The 24917-nt window shown below is 40.6% G+C and carries 20 protein-coding genes; 2 read left to right on the forward strand and 18 right to left on the reverse strand.

Annotated features, from left to right (window positions below; translation table 11 throughout):
- Positions 1-31: 31 nt before the first annotated feature.
- The 15 genes from AC1D7X_RS16615 to AC1D7X_RS16685 all read right to left on the reverse strand — a co-directional run bounded on the left by AC1D7X_RS16615 (position 32) and on the right by AC1D7X_RS16685 (position 19061).
- Positions 32-1501 (reverse strand): hypothetical protein, encoded by a 1470-nt coding sequence (locus AC1D7X_RS16615; RefSeq protein WP_495475677.1) that lies wholly within the window; start codon positions 1499-1501, stop codon positions 32-34.
- Positions 1502-1522: 21 nt separating this feature from the next.
- Complete coding sequence (locus AC1D7X_RS16620; protein ID WP_495475678.1) at positions 1523-2017, reverse strand: sigma-70 family RNA polymerase sigma factor; 495 nt, start codon at positions 2015-2017, stop codon at positions 1523-1525.
- Positions 2018-2255: 238 nt separating this feature from the next.
- Entirely contained in the window at positions 2256-5045 is a 2790-nt protein-coding gene (locus AC1D7X_RS16625; protein WP_495475679.1) for a glycoside hydrolase family 3 C-terminal domain-containing protein, read from the reverse strand.
- A 220-nt stretch (positions 5046-5265) separates the two neighbouring features.
- Positions 5266-5820 carry a CueP family metal-binding protein gene (locus AC1D7X_RS16630; protein WP_495456688.1) on the reverse strand — a complete coding sequence of 185 codons (555 nt, stop codon included), beginning with the start codon at positions 5818-5820 and terminating at the stop codon, positions 5266-5268.
- A 169-nt stretch (positions 5821-5989) separates the two neighbouring features.
- Entirely contained in the window at positions 5990-6475 is a 486-nt protein-coding gene (locus AC1D7X_RS16635) for a stalk domain-containing protein (RefSeq protein WP_495475680.1), read from the reverse strand.
- A 21-nt stretch (positions 6476-6496) separates the two neighbouring features.
- Entirely contained in the window at positions 6497-7198 is a 702-nt protein-coding gene (locus tag AC1D7X_RS16640; RefSeq protein ID WP_495475681.1) for an N-acetylmuramoyl-L-alanine amidase family protein, read from the reverse strand.
- A 3-nt stretch (positions 7199-7201) separates the two neighbouring features.
- Positions 7202-7975 (reverse strand): stalk domain-containing protein, encoded by a 774-nt coding sequence (locus tag AC1D7X_RS16645; protein WP_495456684.1) that lies wholly within the window; start codon positions 7973-7975, stop codon positions 7202-7204.
- Between the two features lie 240 nt (positions 7976-8215).
- Positions 8216-9814, reverse strand: coding sequence for a peptide ABC transporter substrate-binding protein (locus AC1D7X_RS16650; RefSeq protein ID WP_495475682.1), 1599 nt, complete (start codon positions 9812-9814; stop codon positions 8216-8218).
- A gap of 246 nt (positions 9815-10060) precedes the next feature.
- Positions 10061-12349: a 5-methyltetrahydropteroyltriglutamate--homocysteine S-methyltransferase gene (gene metE / locus AC1D7X_RS16655; protein ID WP_495475721.1), complete on the reverse strand. Its 2289-nt coding sequence runs from the start codon at positions 12347-12349 to the stop codon at positions 10061-10063.
- 610 nt (positions 12350-12959) lie between these two features.
- Positions 12960-14099, reverse strand: coding sequence for a toxic anion resistance protein (locus AC1D7X_RS16660; RefSeq protein WP_495456682.1), 1140 nt, complete (start codon positions 14097-14099; stop codon positions 12960-12962).
- A gap of 21 nt (positions 14100-14120) precedes the next feature.
- Positions 14121-15809, reverse strand: a complete 1689-nt coding sequence (locus AC1D7X_RS16665) for a vWA domain-containing protein (RefSeq protein WP_495456681.1) — start codon at positions 15807-15809, stop codon at positions 14121-14123.
- Between the two features lie 10 nt (positions 15810-15819).
- The gene (locus AC1D7X_RS16670) at positions 15820-16557 is read right to left on the reverse strand and encodes a hypothetical protein (protein ID WP_495475683.1); all 738 of its coding nucleotides are present in this window, start codon (positions 16555-16557) and stop codon (positions 15820-15822) included.
- A 367-nt stretch (positions 16558-16924) separates the two neighbouring features.
- A complete protein-coding gene (locus tag AC1D7X_RS16675) occupies positions 16925-17104 on the reverse strand; it encodes a hypothetical protein (protein ID WP_495456679.1) in 180 nt (59 codons plus the stop codon).
- 147 nt (positions 17105-17251) lie between these two features.
- Positions 17252-17395, reverse strand: coding sequence for a lmo0937 family membrane protein (locus tag AC1D7X_RS16680; protein ID WP_495475684.1), 144 nt, complete (start codon positions 17393-17395; stop codon positions 17252-17254).
- Between the two features lie 109 nt (positions 17396-17504).
- Positions 17505-19061 carry an ABC-F family ATP-binding cassette domain-containing protein gene (locus AC1D7X_RS16685; protein ID WP_495456678.1) on the reverse strand — a complete coding sequence of 519 codons (1557 nt, stop codon included), beginning with the start codon at positions 19059-19061 and terminating at the stop codon, positions 17505-17507.
- Positions 19062-19219: 158 nt separating this feature from the next.
- On the opposite strand from AC1D7X_RS16685, the gene AC1D7X_RS16690 reads away from it, so the two are divergent.
- On the forward strand, positions 19220-19873 hold the full coding sequence (locus AC1D7X_RS16690) for a transmembrane-type terpene cyclase (protein WP_495456677.1): 654 nt from the start codon (positions 19220-19222) through the stop codon (positions 19871-19873).
- A gap of 49 nt (positions 19874-19922) precedes the next feature.
- Here AC1D7X_RS16690 and AC1D7X_RS16695 read toward each other — a convergent pair whose 3' ends face one another.
- Entirely contained in the window at positions 19923-21731 is a 1809-nt protein-coding gene (locus AC1D7X_RS16695; RefSeq protein ID WP_495475685.1) for a DUF2201 family putative metallopeptidase, read from the reverse strand.
- 2 nt (positions 21732-21733) lie between these two features.
- Positions 21734-22795 carry an AAA family ATPase gene (locus tag AC1D7X_RS16700; RefSeq protein WP_495475686.1) on the reverse strand — a complete coding sequence of 354 codons (1062 nt, stop codon included), beginning with the start codon at positions 22793-22795 and terminating at the stop codon, positions 21734-21736.
- A gap of 227 nt (positions 22796-23022) precedes the next feature.
- On the opposite strand from AC1D7X_RS16700, the gene AC1D7X_RS16705 reads away from it, so the two are divergent.
- On the forward strand, positions 23023-23562 hold the full coding sequence (locus AC1D7X_RS16705) for an NADPH-dependent FMN reductase (RefSeq protein WP_495475687.1): 540 nt from the start codon (positions 23023-23025) through the stop codon (positions 23560-23562).
- Positions 23563-23838: 276 nt separating this feature from the next.
- On the opposite strand, the gene AC1D7X_RS16710 is transcribed toward AC1D7X_RS16705, so the two are convergent.
- Entirely contained in the window at positions 23839-24897 is a 1059-nt protein-coding gene (locus tag AC1D7X_RS16710; protein ID WP_495475688.1) for an LLM class flavin-dependent oxidoreductase, read from the reverse strand.
- Positions 24898-24917: the final 20 nt, after the last annotated feature.

Here is a 24917-nt window from a genome sequence, read left to right on the forward strand (position 1 = left end):
TATAGCAAATTCATATTTAACATGTCACTACCTAATTCTTCGTATATAACTCTACAGCCTGTGTGTCCATAATCGGATTCATATACCGTTTAACCGTTATTGTAAGTGGCTGAGGATAATCCTTAGCATTCTCTCCAAATCGATAACTAATCTCGTTTACAATGGTACCGTACTTTGAGATTGTGTGGCCACCGAAGTTGCCCCCCGAAGTGGTTTTATTGACTCTATTATTTTCATGCACTTGTCCTTGCGCATCAGTGAAAGTATCGGCGAACAAAGGATACGGATTTAACAATTGAGAATCTTGATTCTGCATCTCAATCTTTTGTCTCAATAGAATTTCACCCTCTTCTGCATTATTCTCAGGGGAAGGCTCGACAAGCTCAAGATCATTTCCAGGTGCACTAATAATCTGCTTCTTATTCAGATCGACAACAATTTTCATCTGATTCTTATCGACAGCCGAGATACCGAATGATTTCAATGAGATGGAGTCTGGTTGGTTATACTCCATGTTCTTGTATACTAGTGTGGCCTTAGAATCATCCGAATATATTTCAGAATTATACGATGTAGTTAGGTGGGGATAATATAATTTCTCGGTCTTCCCCCCTTTTGTAGCGATCAGAACAGGATTGATTAATTGAAAAATTTGTTTTTCGTTATCTTTTTCATATTCCAAATCCACATAGGTACCCAGCGGGGTATACAGGACTTGCGTTATCTTAATTTCTTGTCCATCCACTGTCAAGGTACGCTCAGCAGATAACTTATGTTGCTGGTCTTTGAACATGCCAGTGTCGAGCTCGAAGGATGCATCAAGATTGGTATGGTTCTTCCTATTATTATCTGATTGCTCTGCCAATGCTACGTTAAACTTTACATCTTTCGGGTATGAAACCGAAGGCAGTAATTTTGCTGAATATACGAAATAGTTGGTTGCGCCAGGGGATATTTGGTTGACACTATTCGTCAAATTCGTTCCTATAGATGGTGCTTTAATGTCGCCAAATTCAAGTAAGGCATTTGCAACATGAGCTGGTTTATCCAGCTTATTTTGAACACTATAAAGGATAAATACTTTTCGGCCATCCGTGACGGCACCCATCACTCCTACTTTAAATGAACCCTTCTCCACGCTTTGATATACAGGCTTAATGAGGTTGCGATCCAGTATGCTTTCGAATGAATGATCATCCATGGATATAGCTTTAAAAAAGTCAGAATCATTCCAATCTTTAGTAACGGAACTCTGATCCACTGCTTGTCCTTGTGCCGTCACCGGGACTTCTTTATAGAATGTGAACGTAATAAGCACCGCTGCCGCTACGGTTACAACTGCACCTATACCTAAGGAATAGATATGTTTCTTCTCGCGTTTTTTTCCACGCATAATTCCACCTCGCATCGCATTATAAATTTTCATTTCCGGTAAATTATCAACATGCTTGTTTACTTCATCAGCATTCTGACGAAGGATACGTTCTTCATTTTCATTCATTTTCATTTGCCTCCCGTATCTCTACAGATAATTACGAAGCTGCTTTAGTCCTTCTCGTAACCAAGTTTTAATCGTCCCCTCTGGTTTTTCTAGCACTTTTGCGATTTCGACAGTTGTCATGTCCTGATAGTATTTTAGGATCACAGCGTGTCGATATTTGGGCTTCATTCGAACCATTGCTTGTTCCAAATCAATCCGATCGTTGCTAGACATCTCCTTTGTTACACCCTCGACCAGAGTCTCTGCTGGAAACACGCGTTTTTTGCGCCTTAGTTCATCCATGCAACAGTTGATGGTAATGCGGATTATCCAAGACGTAAAGGCCTGCTCGTCCTTAAGTTTTTTGCGCTTCATCCATGCCCGACATGACGCTTCTTGCACTATTTCGAGCGCATCTGCTTCTGTCCTCAGATAACTGAAAGCAATGGCATACATTTTCCGATGTTCTACGTACAAGCGTTTAAAAAAAGCTTCTTCATCCATTAGCGCATAATCTTCTGATGTGACTTGACTCATTGTATGTCCCACCATACCCCCCCTCTCTCTATTTATTAGTGCTGGTATTGGGATGGATCCTATAAATAATGTTCATGTAAATAAGACGTAGTTGATAGGAAAAACGATTGATTTTTTATAAAAAAATAGTAACACAAACCATGGTTTTGGTCTGTGCTACTACTTTTTGTATGTCTTGTTTAATTTTAACTCTGCTTATTTTTACTCTATACCCGTACCCCATTTATGGGTTTGAATATTAATCTACTAGTTTAAATTCAATCCAGTCGATCTGCAATCCCGGTTTGATGAATTCCAATTTCAACTCATAAAGACCAGCTTCTAGTTCAATTTTCACAAGTTTCTGTCTGATCCATTTACCTTCTGTCCCATTGGTTTGAATCGTCGTCATCAATTGATCATTCAGTAACACATTACATGCACTTTGAGCCAACTCAGGTTCCGGAGACATGATGTTAACGATGATTCGGTATTGTCCTGCTCGATCTACCTTCATGTAGCTTGATCCCGTTACGACAGGTTTAACCTGCTCGTTATCCGATAGGGATTGAACTTGATCAGTTACAAGAGATGCATTGGCTTTGAATGGTTCTACTGTCTCAACAATTTCTTGTTTTCTAGAGAATACCGGTGCATTCATGATGAATTCACAAATATTCATAGCAGAGCGCTGTAATTCTCCACGGGTTAGCGTGCCATTTTCAAGAGAATCTAAGGTGTTATCTTCATAAGCATTGATTTCTGCTCCATAGTTAGTAACAACCATATAGAGATCGTTCTGAGCACGAACCATCCAGTTCGTATTCTTCCGATCTGCTGCTCCGCCATTGGCAACATCATTCATGACAGCCCACCAGTCCGTCATCACGATACCTTTAAAGCCCCACTCACCACGTAGAATTGTAGTATTCATATCATAGTTGGAAGCTGCCCAATGTCCATTAATCGGATTATAGGAAGTCATAATTGAATTCGCGCCGCCTTCTTTCACCGCGATTTCAAAGCCTTTTAGATAGATCTCACGAATGGCACGTTCAGATACGACTGCATCTACCTTACTACGATACTTCTCCTGGTTATTGCAAGCGAAATGCTTCAGTGTGGCGTTTGATCCACCCTTCATAATACCGCGCGTACACGCAGCAGCAAAGATCCCAGAAATCAGCGGATCCTCTGAAAAGTACTCAAAGTTGCGGCCATTTAGCGGACTGCGTCGGATATTTAAACCCGGTCCCAGTAGAGCATCTACGTTGTAACTTACTAATTCTTGGCCTTCCATGACATATAGCTCTTCGACCAGTTCCGTATTCCAAGTTGCTGCAAGCAAGGTTCCGATGGAAACTTGGGTCGCTTTCTGCCCACTATCCATACGTATTCCAGAAGGGCCATCTGCGGTACACGCAACTGGAATTCCGTAATTGAATAAGCTATCACTTATGCCACCAAAAGCCGAAGCCGTACCCGATGTCACGAGCGGACTACTCATGCCTTCTCCTCTGACGATTGTAGCTAGATCCTCATCACTGAGCTGAGCAATAAAAGCTTCCATGCCAACGTTTCCGTCATAGACATCTCTTAATTTATATCCTTGATTACCGGTTTGTTTAATCGTCGTAGGAAGGTTCTTCTCGATCCGTTCTGCCATCGAAATTTTACGCTCCGGACCCTCAACAAAAGTTAGTTCATACGAACCATCTTCCTTAATGTTGCCGGGTTTCATTCTCGTGAAGCCTTCCGTCGGCGCCATTGCTTCTTGTAGCTGTTCTACCAGTTGAGGAGTCTCCACAATGTAACCTTGTTGACCTTCCATGCTAATTCCTTCTACGTTTTTGACACTTGTTCCAACATAAAAGCGATAAGTACCCGCTTCCAGCACGTATGCGGAAGAATAACCTGTCACGCCAGCATCATCATAAGAAGCCATAGAATGAATAGGGAAGCTGATCGTAATACGCTCTGATTCACCAGGTTGAAGGACTTGGGTCTTCCCGAATACCGCAAGCGCTTTGGCAGGTTGTCCTAACTTTCCTTGTGGTGCTTCATAATAGACCTGTACAATCTCTTTTCCCGCAAAGGTTGAGCCCGTATTGGTTACGGTTACGTTAATTTCAACGTATTGTTGTCCTTCGTTAGAAGTAAGTTTAGCTTCTTCAGACTCTATTTTAAATTGGGTATAAGATAAGCCATAACCGAATTCAAACTGCACCTTATCCGGACAAAACGTCTCAAAATAACGATATCCAACATAGATATCTTCTTGATAAACGTTCTTGAATTCATCTCCGTAGTTGCGAGTAGATGGGTAATCCTCGATGGAATAGGCGATGGTATCCGTTAATTTACCGCTTGGTGTTACCTCTCCAGCTAGTACATCAGCAATCGCATTTCCACCTTCCATCCCACCTTGCCATGAGTAAATCACGCATGCAATCGGGTGTACATAACGCTCATCGTTCATCCAGCTCATATCAATAATATTCGATACATTGAGTACAACGACGGTTTGTTCAAAATGTGCAGTTACCTGTTGGATCATCGCTTCTTCTTCTACTGTTAATTGGTAGCTTCCTTGTTCATCAGCATTATCCTGGTCTTCTCCCGCTGTGCGTCCGATGACAATGATTGCCTTGGTCGAATGAGCTCTAGCTTCTGCTACTAACTGATCGGTTAAAGGCATTTCCTTCTGGTGCCAAGGCTCTGCCGCCCAACCTCCCCCACCATTATCAAATGGATTGCTCTCAATCCACTTTTCATAGGCAGCCGCTAGTTCTTCATTAACTGTCAGATTCTCTTTACTTCGAAGACTATCTAACAGATTTGTTGTATGAGAAACATGGACACTACCGCCTGAACCTGTACCGCTACGATAGTAATTAACTTGAGTTCTACCAAAAATTGAAACGTTTTCGGAATGTTGAAATGGAAGAACATTTCCTTCGTTCTTTAATAACACCGCACCTTCTGCGGCTACTTTTCTACTAAATTCAGCAAAACCTTCTAATGGTTTTCCCTGTAGCTGTGTACTCAATTTGCTCACTCCTGTTAGTTATTTCTAATCGATTGTCGATACTTTATTTCAAAGCTATGTACTTTAGTTCATTCATACATGGTTGCGTCTAATTATAGTATTCAATTTCTCTGAGAACAAGAGTTGAAAGATTACTATATTTTGTGCATAGGAAAAATCAAATCTGATTTTACTATAAACAGAAATACCCTATGTGGCAACAGCTTTAATCAAAGCATAACTAGGCGTCTTCATTCTCCATTAATTGCAGGGTTGTAATACACGTGTCATCGTTCTCGAAGGTAGAAATCTCGGAATTCGCCGTTTTCCCATCGTGTTCGACGGTTATGCGATATTTTTTATCACGAGGTAGCCACAGATCTATAAATCCATTGGATTGGGATTTCACGGTTTGGTTCAATACTACATTGCCCTCCGAATCGTCGATGAAAAGACTAAATTCCTCTTCTACCATTTCCCCTTGGCAGCCACTCAAGCTGTGGGTTGCGCATGGGTGTGTATTATTGACGTATGGTGCGATGGAAACAAAAAACTCGTCTTCGGGTAAGGCATAAGTTAACGATTTCTTGTTGCGATCGGTCACGATAAGTTCCTTAGATGTGATTGAAGCAGAATTTGCTTCTAAGATGCCAGTACTGTATTCATTCACTAATTGCTTAATGCTTAAGGAGTCAACTTCGTTAGGCACATTTTTGTCGGTATTTCCCGCAAAAAGATACACACCCAATATAACGACAACTATGAATCCAGTTGCCACAAAGATATTCCTTTTCAACTTGTACTCATCTCCTTATCTCATTTAACTTGTTCATCTATTAATGTCTATCTTCCTTAGTATACCTAATATAACCAAGCTGGCACACAGGGAGGTAGGACAAAACGGTGAAGATTACAAAGTGTAAATCACTGTGCATCTTATAAGAGCCGCCAATTGTATCATTAAGTTAATAAGTTATTTTTCCTGTAATTGTGATCTTATTTGTCCTACTATCCCAGTGTATAGTTTTACCTAATGCTCTAATAGATTCACGAAGTGGAAGAAGAATCTCGTCCTCTTTTGAAATGATAGTAGAAGTACGCATTGTGAGATTCTGAGTTTTCTCTTCTTCAGCTAGCTTCAAACCTATTTCCACTTTGTTTGAGTTTTTATACCAAGTATACAATTCATCCGATTTACCTTCGTTAGAGAAATGTGTAATAAAGCTTACGGATTTAGAATCCTTAAACACCCAACCATTCAAAGCACCCATCATACTGGAGATAGTCTCGATACTAGCGTAAACGTGATTGTCCTTGATGATAAATTGGGACGTAGAATAACCCTTCTCATTAACAATCACCTGTAGTGGTACATCAGCAGCGAAAGTACTTGCCGTAGAAATCGGTGCCATCGCTAATAAAGACACAAACAATATAACTTTCTTAAACATCCTATCGCCTCACCTATCTCTTTACTCAACACCTACATATTCTTTAATCCCATTAACAATAGCTTGAGCCGCTTTATTCTGCACATCATCTGATAACATTGCTTTTTCATCCGAACGATTACTTAAGAATCCTACTTCTAACAGTACAGCAGGCATTGTAGTCTCTCTAATTACTTGTAGACTTTCATTTTTAACTCCACGGTCTCTCAAACCTATAGCATTAACTAAATGTTTGTGAATGACATTTGCTAGATCTTTGCTGCTACTTCGTTGGTAATAATAAGTTTCTGTACCATTCGATTGTGGAGAAGATTGAACACTGTTGCCATGAATAGAGACAAATACATCAGCATTTAATTGATTAGCCAACTGTACTCGTTCAGTACGGGTAGGATATATGTCACTCTCACGGGTCATAACTACCTCAATATTGGGCTCTTTAAGTAAAAGTGCTTGAACTTTCAGTGATAACGATAAGTTAAAATCCTTCTCATGTTTATTCGTGATACTCAATGTCCCTGGATCGCTTCCACCATGACCTGGATCGATAACGACCACTTTACGTCCAGTATCGTCAATCGATGGAACAGTAACACCACTCTCTTCGGCAACGTTTAAATCGATAATAAACATATTAGAACTCACTTCGTGAATGAGTTGGAATGCGTTTGGGTTATTCAGAGCAATGACAACTCGGACCTGATAAGGATCATGTGTAAACAATGATTATCTTACTTCCGCTACATTAGGATAATCGATACCTTCTAATGTACCTCTCCATCCTGAATCTAGTGTGTTCATTGAACCAAAAGAATCAGCGAATGCCGTGTTCGGTAGATCCACCACAATACGATCAGGATTCTTCATTGTAGATATCCGTGGTGTCACTTCGCCATCCATAGATACAATGAGTTGATTATTCACAAAATTTATACCACTAACATGCTTTGGAGAAGACGCAATCCCTTCGCCACCGTCGACAACGGGAACTTCCACTGATTCAGTTGCATTTTCTGTTGTTGGTCTTCCACTAACGGGTTGTCCATCTTGAATAGACTCCCTATTACCACTTGTCAGGTAAACTGTTTTATCCATGTTATCCCAACTCACCCCAAGTCCCATTTGTTCACTTACAAAACGAATGGGAACTACCACCGTTTCATTCTGAACTTGAGGTGAAGCATTTAATATGACCGGTTTGCTATCAACCGTCGCTTCTTGGCGATTGACCGTTAACGATATGATCTTGTTATCTTGTTGAATCTTGACGCCTTGTGACTTTGGATCCCAATCTACTTTGAACTTCAGATTCTCAACAACGACACGAATCGGGATCATAACATTCTCATTCACGACTTGAATCTGTACATTAGCAGGCATGCTTATTTCATTGCCATCAAGAATGATCTTCGACTGTATGGCTGCAGCATTTCCTTCACTCGAAAAACAAATTATACAGAACAGACTCAACAGGATTACAAAGCTAAATTTCTTCATCATTCACCTCAGTTGTACTTTTCTCATCCAAGCCTCTTTTACTCAGACTGGATTTACAGATACTAACAATATTCTACTTTCATGTGGTTAAACCCTGCATTAATTACAAATTTTACAATGTAGTGATAGTATGATCTTACATATTGAAAACTCAAAAAGACGATGTCCATAGTCTAATGACCACAGATACCGTCCTTTTTTTACATTAATGTTTGTTTCTCTTACTGCTCCCAGTAACTTTAATTATTCTATATATCCTCTTGTAAAAGCTATCGAACTATCATAATCCACATAGACATTTTTGACATTTGGTTTATGTAAAAGGTCAGTGACATAATAATAGAGTGGAATAATGACCATTTGATCAATGAGTTTTTTTTCAGCTTTTGCATAAAGTTGATTCCTAGTCTGTGGTTCAGTTGTTCCACGTGCTTGTTTGATATAACTGTCATATACCTTATCGCTCCAGCCCGTGTCATTATCTACACTCCAGGATGTGAAATATTCCAAAAATGACGCAGGATCGTTATAATCTGCCGACCAACCACCTCTTGCCATTGTATAATTCTGATTGTAACGGTTATCTAAGAGCTCGTCCCAATCTTGGATCTCAACACTCGCTTTGATTCCTAAGTTTTTATTCCAGCTGCGAATGACTAATCGTGCAGTGGTTTCATGTGCATCCCCATCATTCACAATGATCGAAAAGCTTGGAAGCGTAGTTAAGCCCTCTTCCTTCAAACCTTCTTCCAACAGTTTCTTAGCTACCTCTACATCCTCTTTGAAATAAGCCGAATCAGTTATTTCTGTACGAAAAGTCTGCTTAGATCCACGGACATTATGGGGAACAAACCCATATGCTGGATTGCCATAACGGATGGCTTCGCGGTCAACTGCCATAGCTAGCGCCTTACGGATCTTAAGATTATCGAAAGGGGCTTTATTTAGGTTCAATTGGTAGTAATAGATAGAGGCAATGGGGGCTTCAGAATAATCACGATAAAATGTTTTATCTAATGCTTTATAATCCATCATATCTTCCCCTCCTCCTCCGACCCAATCTACTTCCCCATTGATATAGGCAGCAGTTGTTGTTAATGTTTTTCCTTTAGGTCGAAGAAATTGAACCTCTGAAAATTTAATTTCTTGCGCAGCATAATAATTCGGATTTTTGACTAAGGTAATGCCATTATCATTCCATTGTTTAAGCTTGAAGGGACCATTAGTCACCATACTCTTCTTATCAGAAGCCCATTTTTTGTTTGATCTCACCATTTCCTCATTCACCGGTAGATATATACTTTCAGCAAGGAGCTGAGTGAAATATGGGGTTTTTTCGGTTAATGTCACCTGGAGGGTGTAGTTATTTAATGCCTTCACCCCCATTTTCGAGGCGTCTCTTATCGTCCCCTTATTGTAATCCTCTGCGTTAGCAATCATGAACATTTTAAAAGCGTAAGAGTTATCAGCTTCAGGTGCTAGCGCTCGTTTCCATGCGTATTCAAAATCCGACGCCTTTACCTGCTGCTGATTACTCCATTTTGCACTAGAACGAAGTGTAAATGTGTACGTTTTGCCGTCACTGGATACTTTCCACGACTTGGCGATACCTGGGACCGCTTGTCCTAATTCATTCAATCTAACCAGCCCTTCAAACAAGCCTCTATTGATCGTATCCGTGCTTTTCTCAGTAGATGAAGCAGGATCAAGGTCTTGTGGAATTTCCGTTAAACCAATTCGTAATACTTGTTTAGCCTGTACAGCAGATGCAATGTTTCCTTGTGTGACAGTAAAGCTCATAAGCATACCAAACGCTAAGACTACAAGTAACAACCTTTTCATCAATGTTTCCCCTAACCTTGTGATTTTATTTTAAATTTTCGACATCAGGCTTGTTTTATTCTCACCCTTCTTTTATTTGTCTAATATTAGCGAATATGTTTTAAAAACGAAAGGAAAATTATGGTTATATTACTAGCACTATCGGTTCCGCTAGGCACACAAAAATGAGCAGACGCCCTAGCGCCTGCTCTACCATGTTTGTTATTTCAGTATCGTTTCTCGTTACCTTATCATTTGGACAAATGACTAGACCTTCAGGGCGTACTTTGCACGTGCTATCTGCGTCGCTTCAACCATGTTGCGCAAAGAATCGATGGTTTCTTCGACTCCCCGCGTTTTAAGTCCGCAGTCCGGGTTGATCCAAAAAAGCTCCGGATCTAGCACACGAAGGGCACGTTCGATCATACTCGTCATTTCCTCTACTCTCGGCACACGTGGACTATGAATATCATAAACACCTAAACCGATACCCAATTGGTACGTGTTCAATTCAAAGCTATGAATCAGTTCACCATGACTACGAGATGTCTCGATCGAAATCACATCAGCGTCCATCGCTTCAATGGAATCAATCATATCATGGAACTCACAATAACACATATGCGTGTGAATTTGAGTCGTATCTTGAACTGTACATGTAGTCATTAGGAAGGATTTGACGGCCCATGCTAGATACTCTGCTTGATCCTTTTCCTTAAGTGGCAGACCTTCACGAACAGCAGGCTCATCAACCTGAATCATGCCAATGCCAGCATTCTCTAGCGCTTCTACCTCTTGTCTAAGCGCATAAGCCAGTTGGTAAGCAATTTGTTCACGAGTAATGTCTTCGCGAACGAAGGACCAGTTCATAATCGTAATCGGTCCAGTCAGCATCCCTTTAACAGGACGTTCAGTCTTCGACTGCGCATACTGTGTCTCTTCGACTGTCATAGTTTCCTCAAACGCGATATCCCCAAATATAATGGGTGGTTTCACGCAGCGAGAACCGTAAGATTGCACCCATCCGTACTGTGTGAATGCAAAGCCCGCAAGCTTCTCACCAAAGAATTCAACCATATCCGTTCTTTCAAATTCACCATGTACAAGAACATCCAGTCCGATATCTTCCTGCAACTTGATCCAAATATCGATCTGCTCACGGATGAAGTTAGCATATTGCTCATTGTTCCACTCACCTTTACGCCACAACTGACGTGCTTTACGAACCTCTACGGATTGTGGAAAACTACCGATTGTTGTTGTAGGGAAAATTGGCAATTGCCATTTCTTCTGTTGAACCTGATGACGCTCAGCAAAAGGCAGATTACGTTCAGGAGCCTTCGCACTAATAATAGCAACGGCATGCTGAATATCGTTACGATTGCGCTCAGCTGATAGCTTGAGCGCCTGAATAACACTCTCGCATTGTTCCAACTCATTTTTAATTATGACCCCACTTGAAGAGACTGCTCTTGCCAGTAGGACAAGCTCATCAAGCTTCTCATCAGCAAATGCGAGAGCATCCTTTAGTTCAGGTAAAAGTCTCGCTTCATTGTTCACCGTAACAGGAACATGAAGCAAACTGCACGATGATTGCACGATGAGCTGATCGGACCCTACGAGTTCACCTAACTCTTCTAGAATTGCCAGCTTTTCTTGGAGTGACGCCTTCCAGATACCACGGCCATCGATGACCCCTGCACCTAATACTTTCTTCGCTGGAAAACCAAATGCTTTTATTGAAGAAATATTGCCCGAGAACCCATGTACGAAATCAAGCCCGATTCCTTTGACGGGTAGCTGGACGATATCACTGTAATTCTCTATCGATTCAAAATAGGTTTGTAGCATAATGTTTAAGTTAGGTACCGACGATGCAATCGTCTCATAGATCGTCTGTAATCGTTGCAGATCATCTACATTTAATTTAGTAACAAGAATCGGTTCATCTATTTGTACCCATTCTACCCCTTCATTCGCAAGCTCTTGAAGTATCTGAACATAAAGCGGTAGTAAACGCTCTAACCAGGCATCTGTCTCTGAAACATCATATCCCTTTGATAGTTTCAGAAAAGTTAAGGGTCCTATGAGAACTGGCTTCCCTTCAATTCCGAGCTTATCCTTAGCCTCTCGATAGGCAATAAGGGGTTTATTTTCAGTGATGACCGGTGTTGCACCATCTAATTCAGGCACTATGTAATGATAATTGGTGTTAAACCACTTGGTCATTTCACTTGCTGTTGCATCCTTCGTTCCACGAGCAATACCATAATATAGAGACAATGGTACTTCGCCACCTTCATAGGGGAATCGTTTCGGAATAATTCCGAACATTGTGGCTGTATCAAGCACATGATCGTAATAACTGAAATCATTTACAGCTATAAGGTCGATACCCTTCTCCTGTTGCTTCCGCAAATGGTTCAACCGGATTTCCTGTAGCTGATTGTGAAATTCTGATTCTTCGATTTTACCAGACCAGAACGCTTCTAGCGCTTTCTTCCATTCGCGATCTGCACCAATACGTGGGTATCCAAGTACACTACTTTTTATCATCATGTAACACTCCTATACAATTTCAAATTGTTACAAGAAAGATATCACGTATTCATAGATATAGTGTAACTGTATTAAACTATATCTAGTTATAGCTTAAGGCTATAGCGGTTCTGTTAAGCGAACATCGCACTTATGAGCTTATCTAAATATGCCGCTTCATACTAGGATAACAAAGCATTTCTATTACAAATTCAATAACCACATCGCAGAAAAAAAGCTGCTCGAATAAATTCGGCAGCTTCTCTGAATTTGTCCTTGAAATTAGTACATAAAACGATGTTGAAGAAATGGAAGATGAGCTTGAACCGATTCAAGGTGTACTTGGTGAATACGAATAATGAATAACAGGAATTTCTCCATCTAAAGGGTTCATTTCTAGAACAATTGTGCCAAATCGATTGAGTTAAGGTGAAAAATTCCAGTTAGACAGGATGGAATGGGCTTTCCTCTTCATTCAACTGGAGGAATTCCCGTTAAATGATTTAAGACTCGATGAAGTCCTAGTGATAACACAAATCAAATTAAGATGTGTAGTCTTTTCCCATAGTCTCCTACACCAATGTGGTGGATTTTCCACCGGTCTCCTCCATCGCCATTTCTATTTATTTTACAAACCCAACTTATGCCCCTTCTCCAGACGCTGGATCTGTTTCTCACCCACATTAGCTAAGTCACGGAACTGATTGATCGTGTCACGCATTCTTGGGAGGGCTTCCTGCTTGTAAGTACTGATCGAATCCAGGGCAAATAACACATCCGTAAACGCTTGTTTCATGGTATCCACGGAGATGCTCGCTTCAAGTGATTGCTTCTGGATGGCAACGCCTTGATCTTTCAACATTTTGGAGGTGCCAGCAATCAGTTCGTTCGTGGTTTGATTAAGGAGCTCAATCTTTTTCAAGACTATTTTTTGATTATAGAGTGCACTTGCAACAGTTACTGAAATCTTTAACGCCGAGATGGTAACATTCTTTGCTCGATCAACCCCACGGATCAGTTCTTTGTTGTTACGAATGACGACCTCGATGGCCATAATTCCTTGTTGGTTGACTACTAACATCTGTTGTAAATCCATAACTCTTTGTCGAAGTGGAAACAGCACTTCTTCGGTAATGAAACGGATTTTATCAGGATCTTCATTACGTAGTTTGGCCGCCTCAATCTGCGACTCTATGGATTCATCCATTAGTAGTCCAAGCTGTATTTCCTTTTGAAGTTTTTTGGTCAGATCGCGGAGTGTCTGTTGCTCAATCTCTAGTGTAGTGTTATCGTTCTTCAGGGTAGACTTGCCCTTATCTAAGGAGATGACAATATCAGCGATCACAACATCGGCTTTTTGGTATTTTAGAAAGTACGCACGTAAGGGATTGAACAGCTTGCCAAGGAATCCCCTCTTTGCAAAGTCGATCCCACTCGGGTCTAAATCCTTTAATTGCGTATGCAGTTCAGTTAGCCCCTTCGCAACTTGACCACCTTCATCTCCCGTTTTGGATAGGTTCCCAACAGAGACTTGTAGCAACGCATTTTTATCTGAGGATGATTTCATGGAATGTATACCGAACGTATCAATCGATTGTAGTATTTCTTTTCGTTTCTCAAGCGATTCGAAATCGAGTGTCATGATCGTGGCTACGTTCGCATCAGCTATCTCTTTCAGCTTAGCGACTTCTTCAGGAACGGGTTTAACCTCTTCTTCGATAGCTACCTTGATCTCTTCTTGACTGGGTATTTCCATTGTAAATGACATCGTAACCCTCCCTGGTATAAGTTACATTTGAACATTAAACAAATTTCCAATCTTATAGACCACGTCATCAGTATCTGCATTGATACTTGCGGCTTCATTAATACTCGAAATACTTTGAAGCGCCTTAATATTGGCATTATATCCGATCGTATATATAGGAACTTTGTATGTCTCAATGAGACCCTTGATGTCCTTGAGCGAGTAACCCTCATTCGTCTCACCATCACTTAAGACAAAGATGATTGGCTTACTATTAGGGTTAAGAACTAACTCCTCTTGAAGCATTTTCAAAGCCACAACGATCCCATCAAAAGTAGCTGTACCCCCATTAGCCTGAAGGCTATTCACTGAACCCACAAACATGGACTGTTGGTTGGTGTCATACTTTCCAATAGGGAGATGAATGGTTACACCACTTGAATAGGAGACAAGGCCGATACTGTTATCTTTTCCGAGATATTTCTGACCCTTCAATAGGGATTCTTTCAGTCGATTGATGGGTTCACCAGCCATACTACCGGACACATCGGTTACGAACACAGCCGCAATCGGCTTACTTCCATTCTTCTTTTCCTTCCATAACTTCTGCGCTGCAGATAGGAGACTACCCTCAACTTCTCCCACTTCTGATTTGTAATCATCGAGATTATTGAACCCTTTTTCTTTCGCCAGCTTCTGATATTGGTCTTGCTCGACAAACTCAGCAAACTTATGGATAATATCTAACTTCTCTTGAGGAACATCACCTAAGGCGTACAACGGACTATCATGTCTTACTCCGAAAGGGGTGAAAACATAACTATCCTTTAGATCTGTGGCATTCACAAAAGTTTGGTACTCTAAGACAAACCCATCCAGCATCCCAGACTTCGCTGCATCCCGCATTTGTATCGTAGTTGATGCGATGAAAGGCACATTGGCTTGAAACTTTTCAAATCCCTGAACGGCCTTTTCGCCTAACATATCAGCATTATCGAAAGTATTGAGGGCTGTGACAAGAAAGTTCAATCCCGTAGAGCTAGCGAATGGATCTGTATATCCCATTGAGAATTCGTTATTGGCTATCGCTTCGGTAATTGTTTTGACATTCACTGACCCGTATTTATCGATTAGTGCATCATATTTGGCTTTTGCAATCACAATACCAGGGACATTCCCTACAATGCGCTTAGATACAACTTCAGTCTTAATCCCACTTGCCTTGACCATTTCACCCCATAATTCGTTAGAAGGAGTAAAGGCCGTAGGAACATATTTACCTGATTTAATATAATCTGTAGCTGTACCCGAAGCGATATTCCGAATCTTAACAGATGCAACTTGACCATTTACGGAGATATTCGCTTTGTTGAACTCGGTAGCAACCTCAGTTAACCAGCCATCGACACCCGTACCTGACTTCTCAGTAGAAGAGAATATTTCAACATAATGATCTGTTACATTGTCTACAGTTATAGGAAACTTAGAGATATCCGGTAATGATTCACCAACATCAGCAGGATTAAGATCGATCTGGCCTTTTACTGGCGCTTCCGTCGTTACCGCGATTTCGGAGTATAGCTTACTTAATTGTTTTCCTGCATCTTCCGAAGTAACCTGTGTCTTGGATTTCCCCAAATTCGAGGTTAGATTCACTCCGAAATATACGATGGCGAAAACGAAGATCACAAGGATTCCTGACAGCAGGAGAAATTTACTCGTCTTTGTCATGCGATGCACCTCACTGTTTATAATATTTAATTTGCTTAATTAACAAGTCTATTTCCTGCATGCAGGGCATGTTTTCAATATCTCCTAGCTCAAAACAATCCAAGCGGGATATCTCTAACAGCATTTTATCTAATTTCAACAAAATTTCCTCGTTACTACTTAGAGAACTTTTCATAAAGGATATGTGATCGTTAACTATGTTAATCTTTTCTTGTTGAAGCTTCTGAGATAACATTGACGACTTATGATTCATTGCTTTTTCGAACTCCACCTCATCAAAAATAGTCAGTCTGTTCAACATACTCCTGATATTAAGATAGAATAGTTTTTCTACCTCGATCGTGACGGAAGCGAACTTCTTGTAACTTAGCTCTGTCGGTTCAAATCGCTGATTTAGGACATTTATTAGGGTATCCTTCTTCTTTTTCATTCGGTCCAACTGCTCTAAACCAAGCGTAATGTCATTACCTAACCCTTTTATGCGTTTATAGTGAAATAAAGCCTCTACGTAGTCATCATGGATTTTAATTTCTTTAATAGGGATAACGACAGAAAATTTAAATAACAGGACATAACTCCCGTAAAATAACACAAGCGCACTTGCGAACAGTATCGTTACTCCAAAGGCTGTTGAGAGTGCACTACCACCTATCTTTACCCCTAACAACCCTGGAGATAGTACTAGAATATTTAGAACGGCTACACCCAATATCAATCCTAAGAGCTTTATGTATTTTGTATTAATCAACACTTGGACCTCCTCTACCTCCATTAGGAAAAATCCTGATCTTTTATAGCCGGGAAAATATATATCTTATCAGGGTATGTTGTGATTTCTCCTTGTTATCTGGATACATACTAGTAGTGTATGCTCATCTGTGGGTTGTTTAGCATCAAAAACAACTCATCTAGAATCTTATATCATGTCGAAAACAACGTTATCCTGCGATTACCCAAGAAATAATGAGTATGATCCATTAAAAATATCCCCTCCAAGTTCACTTATTTATAGTCTTGTGATAACACAAGAATTAAAAAGAGAGCTACCGATATCTTACATCGGCAACTCTCTTGTATATGATTTCCCAGTTTCCAGCAGAATACCTAGATCTAAATTAGCCCAATGGGATAATTTTAACGATTTCCAATATTGTGGCACCTTCTGCAGGTGTATATTTACTAATTAAGTCCTTTTGCGTACTCGCATCATACTTAACAATTGCACGAGCACCCGTGTTACGTTTCATTTTGTCTTCTTCGTTAGGTTGATAGTTGAAGAACTCAACGACAGCCATTCCACGCTCGTTGATGTTGTAGCGCAGAGGACGGAACGATTTCGTAAAAGCGATAACGGTCTGTTCGCGGGGCGTATTTCAGAACATCTTACCCATTTTTGACTTAAGGGATATCCCTAATTTCTGGAGGAAACCTTAATCATTCAGTTAACCTCTTCGTCCGCGCACGAGATTGAATATCAGAATAATTACAGCAATCACCAAAAGAATATGTACTAAACCTCCGGCAATGTGAAAAGAAAAACCTAGTATCCAAAGGATCAACAGGATAATAAATACAGCCCACATCATAAACACATCCTCATTCAAGATATTTACTGTATAAGTTTCCCCCTTTTAATAAATTTAATGCAAGATCTTCTACCTTCACTATATAATCGACAGAGTTATAAGTCCTCTATTAAAAAACTTTCGTCGTCCAGGACTCGCAATTCCAAATATCTGTTGCAATGTCGCGATAAAATTCAGGTTCATGAGAGATGAGTATAATGCTTCCTTTGTAAGATTTTAACGCACGCTTCAGTTCTTCCTTCGCATCCACATCTAAGTGGTTCGTCGGTTCATCTAACACGAGGATATTCGACTCACGATTAATAAGCTTGCATAGACGCACTTTAGCTTTTTCTCCACCGCTCAAGACAGCGATCTTACTCTCAATATGTTTCGTCGTTAACCCGCATTTCGCAAGTGCAGCACGAACTTCATATTGTGAGAGGGACGGGAACGTCTCCCATATTTCCTCAATACATGTGTTATAGTTGCCTTCCTTCATCTCTTGCTCAAAGTAACCAACCTCTTGGTTGTAACCAAGCTCGATAGAACCAGACAGAGCAGGGATTTCTCCAAGAATGCTACGTAACAAAGTCGTCTTCCCAATCCCATTCGCACCTACTAGAGCTATCTTTTGCCCACGTTCCATCACAAGATCCAATGGACGCGACAACGGACTATCATATCCAATAACAAGGCCTTTCGCTTCAAAAATAACCTTCCCCGCTGTTTTACCTTCCTTGAAGTTAAACTGTGGTTTCGGCTTGTCTTTCGAAAGTTCGATGACGTCCATCTTGTCGAGTTTCTTTTGTCTGGACATGGCCATATTGCGAGTTGCTACACTGGCTTTATTACGAGCAACGAAGTCTTTTAACTCCGAAATCTCTTGTTGTTGACGATTATAAGCAGATTCAAGCTGCTGTTTTCTCATTTCGTAGACCTGTTGGAATTGATCATAATCACCAACATAACGAGTTAGCTTTTGATTTTCCATATGATAGATTAGGTTGATAACACTGTTAAGGAACGGAATATCATGGGAGATTAGAATAAATGCATTCTCATACTCTTGAAGATAACGTCTCAACCATTCAATATGCTGTTCATCCAGATAGTTCGTAGGCTCATCGAGGAGAAGAATATCTGGTTTCTCTAGCAATAGCTTCGCAAGTAGAATTTTCGTACGTTGCCCGCCACTCAGGTCATTCACATCACGCTCAAGCCCAATGTCAGTGATTCCTAAACCACGTGCTGTCTCTTGTACCTTCGCATCGATCATGTAGAAATCTTGGTTCGTTAGCGTATCTTGAATGGTACCGACTTCCTCAAGCATCTTCTCCAACTCTTCTGGTGAAACATCGCCCATTCTGCCATACATATCGTTCATTTCCTGCTCAAGATCGAACAAGTATTGGAAAGCACTACGTAATACATCTTGAATAGTTAAACCTTTTGTTAGAACAGCATGTTGATCAAGGTAACCTACGCGTACACGTTTAGACCACTCAACTTTACCTTCATCTGGTTGCAACTTATCTGTAACAATGTTCATAAAAGTAGATTTACCTTCGCCGTTCGCGCCGATTAATCCAATGTGCTCCCCTTTAAGCAGGCGAAATGAAACATCCTTGAAGATCGCACGATCTCCAAAGCCATGACTTAAATTTTCAACGTTTAATATACTCATGAATTAGACACCTTTTCCCTATATTTTCTCGTTATATTATAAGCAGGATTAACTCAAAACTCAATGGAGAGCCGAATATTCCTCAACATCATTCATATATATAGACAAGCTGGTTTCAATCGTAGAATGACTGATTAATTCTAAAGGATGTGGTTACCATGATAATGGAACATTTATTACCGCAAAAAGTAGCATTTCTACTTATGATTGGGATATCTGTATTTTGGATTCTTACCTATATCCTCATTATTTATAAAGGGTTTAAGGATCAGACCTGTGGAATGCCTATAGCCGCTATTTGTGCTAATATTGCTTGGGAGTTTCTATTAACGTTTATAATCCCATTTCATCCACTTCAACAAATCGTAACCTTAATATGGTTTCTATTAGACTGCATCATTCTACTCCAGTATCTCTATTATTCAAAAAATGTAAAAAGGCCATATTCCAAACGAACACTCTATGGGTCTGTCTTCTCCTTAATTATCATCGCTTTTCTGCTACAGTACGCTATGTCAATCGAATTTGATGACACCATGGCGCTTTACTCAGCCTTTGGGATCAACCTGATGATGTCTATTTTATTTATTAAAATGCTCATGACGAACGAACTGCAAGGTCAGTCCTTATCGATCGCTTACTGTAAATTGATCGGAACTTTATGTGCATCCATCCTCTGCTATTCCCTATTCCCACAATCCGTATTATTAACGCTAATGTATATTCTGATTTTAATAATGGATCTGGTGTACGTACTGTTGATCTATTACCAATCTATCAAAGTCATTCATAAATCGACGATCCACATGTGAGAATTTCTTTATGAAATATATTAATTAACATCAATAACTGTATAGGATATTAATTAATTCTAAATACAGGTCCTCTCGGGGGAAAAGGTAATTCACGACCCTTTGGCAAAATATAAGCATGATCACGCTTAATGGTCAGTTTATCGCATTCACCATCTGTAATAATTAGAAGGGGTCCTTTTTTAGGGAAGTCCTCGGCATGTTGAAGCAAATCAACTGCAGGTTGTAACACGGTTCCGCCCCTGCCTTTCACTTGTACTCGATCTGCAATCGCCTCAGGTGGCATATAACCAGCATCGTAAGCAACAGCATCACAAAAGATAATCCGTGCAAAAGGGACATCCCGAGCTTGAGCATAACTGGCAATCGCTCCAAGTGCTTTTGCAAGTAACTTTTTATCCATGGATCCAGAAGTATCTAGGATAACTCCGAATGTACGACCATCCTCTGCGGAGCCATTATGAACCCACTGTGGTCTTGGAATGTCTGGTGTGGACGATTGCCGTCTGCTTATACGTGAATAAGACCGTGTTTTCTCCAATGGAGAGAAATATTGATCGAACCAACGTGCAAGCTCCACATCCCATTTAATAGGTGGTTGACCAAGCGCTCGAATCTCTTCAACCATTCCCGACGGCAATAAGCCACGACTTTGTTCTTCATGGTACATTAGGCCTTGTTGCATAGCATTCTTACAAAAGTCATCTAAAGATTGTCCTTCACGTACATCCCAGAAGCTAGCTGAACCTTTGTCTAACATATCTCCAAGTCCATTTCCTCTAAGAGTCGCTAGTTTCTTATATGTACGTATATCTCCGACCATACGGTCATATATAGTCTCAGCAGATATTCCTTTAAGCTCAGGATCTAACAGAAGTCCAATACGAGGGTATTCGCCCACTCTCATTTCTACCAACCATAAATTAATCACGTAGTCACACGCCACATTCCATAGGTAATGATCTCGTCCAAGACATCGCTCATGATGTTGTAGACCTGCGTGTAAGAGCTCATGGGCCATAACAAATATACATTCTTCCTCGTTAAGACCTGCAGCCGGATTGATATAAATGATTCGATCGATCACGTCAATAGCTGCTATAGATATATCTAATCGATGACAGATATTCGTCTCTTCTATAATCTCAAACCCTACTGCAAGTGCACCTAGCAGCGGGTAACGATCCATGAACCATCGTTTGGCGCGTTGTGGTCCCGTCAAAGATAGCGTTGGATCACTAAGTGAATGGGCATATCCACCAGCAATACTAACTGCGCTTGTTACTGCATTAGATAAGCCAATGGCGAAATAGGATTCCCAATCAGGTGGCTTCCCCCAATTATAGTAAGTGTTCGTCTCACGAAAATTCATATCCATTCTGGACACGCCAGCCGTTCCTGAATACTTTGATGAACTTGGTATACCTTTTAATACAAATTGATCATAAAGCTGTTCTTCATCCTTCACAACGTAATCAATATGGGACTCCATACCCGTTGGTAAAGTTCCCAGCTTCAAATCACTTAAAAACTTTGCTATGTACACATCACAAGCGACATTCCATGCTAATGCATTTTCTTTAACCTTGAAATGCCCTAGGCCTAAATGTAAAAGACAGTGTGCTAGAACATATACCCATTCACTAACTTCGCCGCGTCGTGTAGGATGCGTATAGATGTACCCATCTTTGGTTACGTTTGCCCACCCGTCTTCATAATTCCAGCTATGATCCCGGTGAACAATTGAAGCACGAACTAACAGCGGAGCGAATATGGGATGTGTAGAAATAAAGGAACATGCCGCATTAAAATTTCGTAATGCTGGATTATCCGGAGTAGATTTCTTCCCTTTAGCCATACTTATCCTCTATCCTTTAGAGCTAGACGTGGTAAGTCACGGACAATTTCTACCATAAGCCAATCTGGAATGTTCTCGCTTTGATCCTGCTTTGCCACTACCAGTTGCGCAATTTCAAAACTAATTAAGGATATATCTTTGATCAACTTTTTCGCGGTATGTGCGAATTGACGATGACTGTCACGAATATTGTCTTTAGCTGCAGGTAGCTCTTTAATAATCTGAGCACGAAAAGATTGAGCAAGAAAATATAGCAAATCTCGATCTTCGGGTGAAGATGGGAATGATGCTTTTCCTTCTATAATTTGATTCAGTTCATATTTGCCACTTAGATTCTTATAAAATGCTTTAAATTGCGTCGCGTGAGAAGGTGTCAGAGAACCACTTGCTAAAATACCTACAGTGTCTGCATTTATATCTTCTCCGAATTCATGCAGTGCATCACTAAGCATATGCCAAGAACGTGGAGTTGAGAAAGGTTCTTCTGTTTTGGGAGGTGCACTCCACAAATGATCAGGTCTTAACTCTAGATATTCAATAACCATCGGGTGAATAGCATTCTCGTATGCCCAAGTAATCCAATTATGGAAAGACACATTTAACTGTACATGAAACATTCGGTTAATAAGTGCAGAGGACATAGGCTTTACTATGGCACTATCCTGTGCACGATTCCCCGCGCCAATGACAATGGAACCTTCTGGAAGCTCATAATCCCCGATGCGTCGTTCATGGATCAGGCTATAGAACGCTTTTTGAACTTCTTGAGAGCAAGCGTTAAGTTCGTCTAAGAACAAACAATAGGGTTCATCACGGGCAATCATTTTCGGAGGGCAAAATTGACTTTTCCCATTCACGATTTGAGGAACGCCGATAATATCTTCTGGTGCCAACTGAGATCCTAAAAGAGATACACAGGGTAGCCCAATCTGATCAGCAAAAGCTTCAACCAAAGAAGATTTCCCGATCCCAGGCGCTCCCCAGATAAAAACAGGACGAACAACGGAGACGTTGAGTAAGACTTGCATAAGTTGTGTTTGAGTAACAGGAGTTGCTAAGTTCAAATAAATGCTCCTTTTTTATATGGAATCCATCATTTACGCACCATTTACGCATAATTTATGACATACAAATTATATCAAAAAATGAATGATTAGGGACTGTATTCATTTAATCTGATTAATTAACTTACTTAATTAAAGTATCTTGACATAATATATATACTGTAATAATATTAATTAATATCTAAAGCACTCGAGAAACTTATACAAATAATGAGGAGGAACAAATTATGTCTACATTAAATATCGGAATTATTTTAGGAAGTACTCGTCAAGGTCGTCTAAGCCCACAAGTAGGTGAATGGGTAAAAAGCGTCGCTGATCAACGTGGGGATGCCAATTATGAAATCGTAGATATCGCAGACTTCAAACTTCCACTTCTAGGCGAAGCTGATGCGACAGAACAAGCGACAGCTTGGAATACTAAGCTTGCTAGCCTGGATGGCTTCGTATTTATCGTTCAAGAATACAATCACAGTATTTCAGCATCATTGAAAAATGCACTAGATTATGCGCGTGAAGCATGGAACGATAAAGCTGCAGGTATCGTAAGTTATGGTTCTGTAGGTGGCGCTCGTGCTGCTGAACATCTTCGTGGAATCTTGGGAGAATTGTCCGTAGCGGACGTTCGTGTACACCCAGCATTATCACTATTCACTGATTTCGAGAACGGAGCTGTATTCAAACCAGCAGATCTTCACCTAACCAATGTTAACGGAATGCTTGATCAAGTGATTGCATGGAGCGGTGCATTGAAAACGTTGCGTTAATAGGAATATAAACTTCTAGGGGTTGTCCCATAAGTCATGAAAATGGCTAGGGGCACCCTTTTTGTTTTTTTGTAGGATAAGGTTACTGTGTTCTGAGAGTAAGCTCCATGAACGGTCCGTTTCTCCAATCGCTGTTGGTCTCCATATATAGTAAAAAACCCAAACGTGGTATCTAGAACCTGAGAAACAGGAACTAGATACCATTTGGGTTAAAAACTCTGCCTAGGATTGCATCCAATCGAAGCCTACTCTTATTCGCTACCTTTATCCCATAGCTTATTTCTTAGCCGTATGTTTCTTAATCGCAGGCATAATTTCTGTAGCAATCAACTCTATATTCTTTGCAATCTTATCGAATGGCACCCCACCGAAATCGATTTGTGCGATAAAGCGTTGTTGTCCATATAATTCATGCTGATAGAGCATTTTCTCGATAATCTGTTGCGGACTACCGATCATTAACGCATCACGATAATCTGTGGCTTGTTCGAATTGTTGTCTAGGATACCCACCACCTCGTAATGCCTGCATGCCCTTATCTATATGAGGATAGTACTCGCGGATAGCATCTTGTGAAGTGGCTACTGTGTAGAATAAGCTTGTTGTTGCAATGGGTAACGTTGCTGGATCATATCCGCATTCTACTGCAGTCTCACGATACGCATCAACAGATGCTTTGAAATGGATAGCAGGCCCTCCTAGTGTAGTCAGCATCATCGGTATACCCGCAGAGCCAGCTTTAATCGCACTAGCAGGCGGTCCACCTACTGCACGCCAAATCGGCATATGGCCATTCTGAGGTTGTGGGAGAATGGAAGCATTGTTCAACGGTGCACGGAATTGACCTTCCCACGTTACCCTCTGCTCGTTATTTAACTTTATTAATAGTTCTAATTTTTCCTCAAATAATTCTTCATAATCATTAACATCATATCCTAGCAAACTGTAGGCTCCAACTCGAGAACCACGTCCTGCGACAATTTCAGCTCTACCGCGTGAGATCAGATCAATTGTGGCGAAATCCTCATATACACGAACAGGGTCCGATGTGCTTAGCACCGTTGCTGAACTCGCAATTTTGATGTTTGTCGTTGCTTGAGCAATGGCTCCTAGAATGACCGTATGTGCTTGTGTTGTAAAATGCGTCTGATGACTTTCGCCAACAGCGAACACATCGAGTCCTGCCTCATCTGCTAACTTACTTGCCTCTATTAATTCATGAATACGTTGTTCAGCACTTATCATTGAACCTGTATGTGGATTAGATAGATGATCTCCAATGGAATATAGACCGAATTCCAGTCCTTTATTTGTATCTATGCGATATTTCTCCATTTGTATTCTCTCCCTTATCG

This window comes from Paenibacillus sp. Y568 (genome assembly GCF_059445545.1).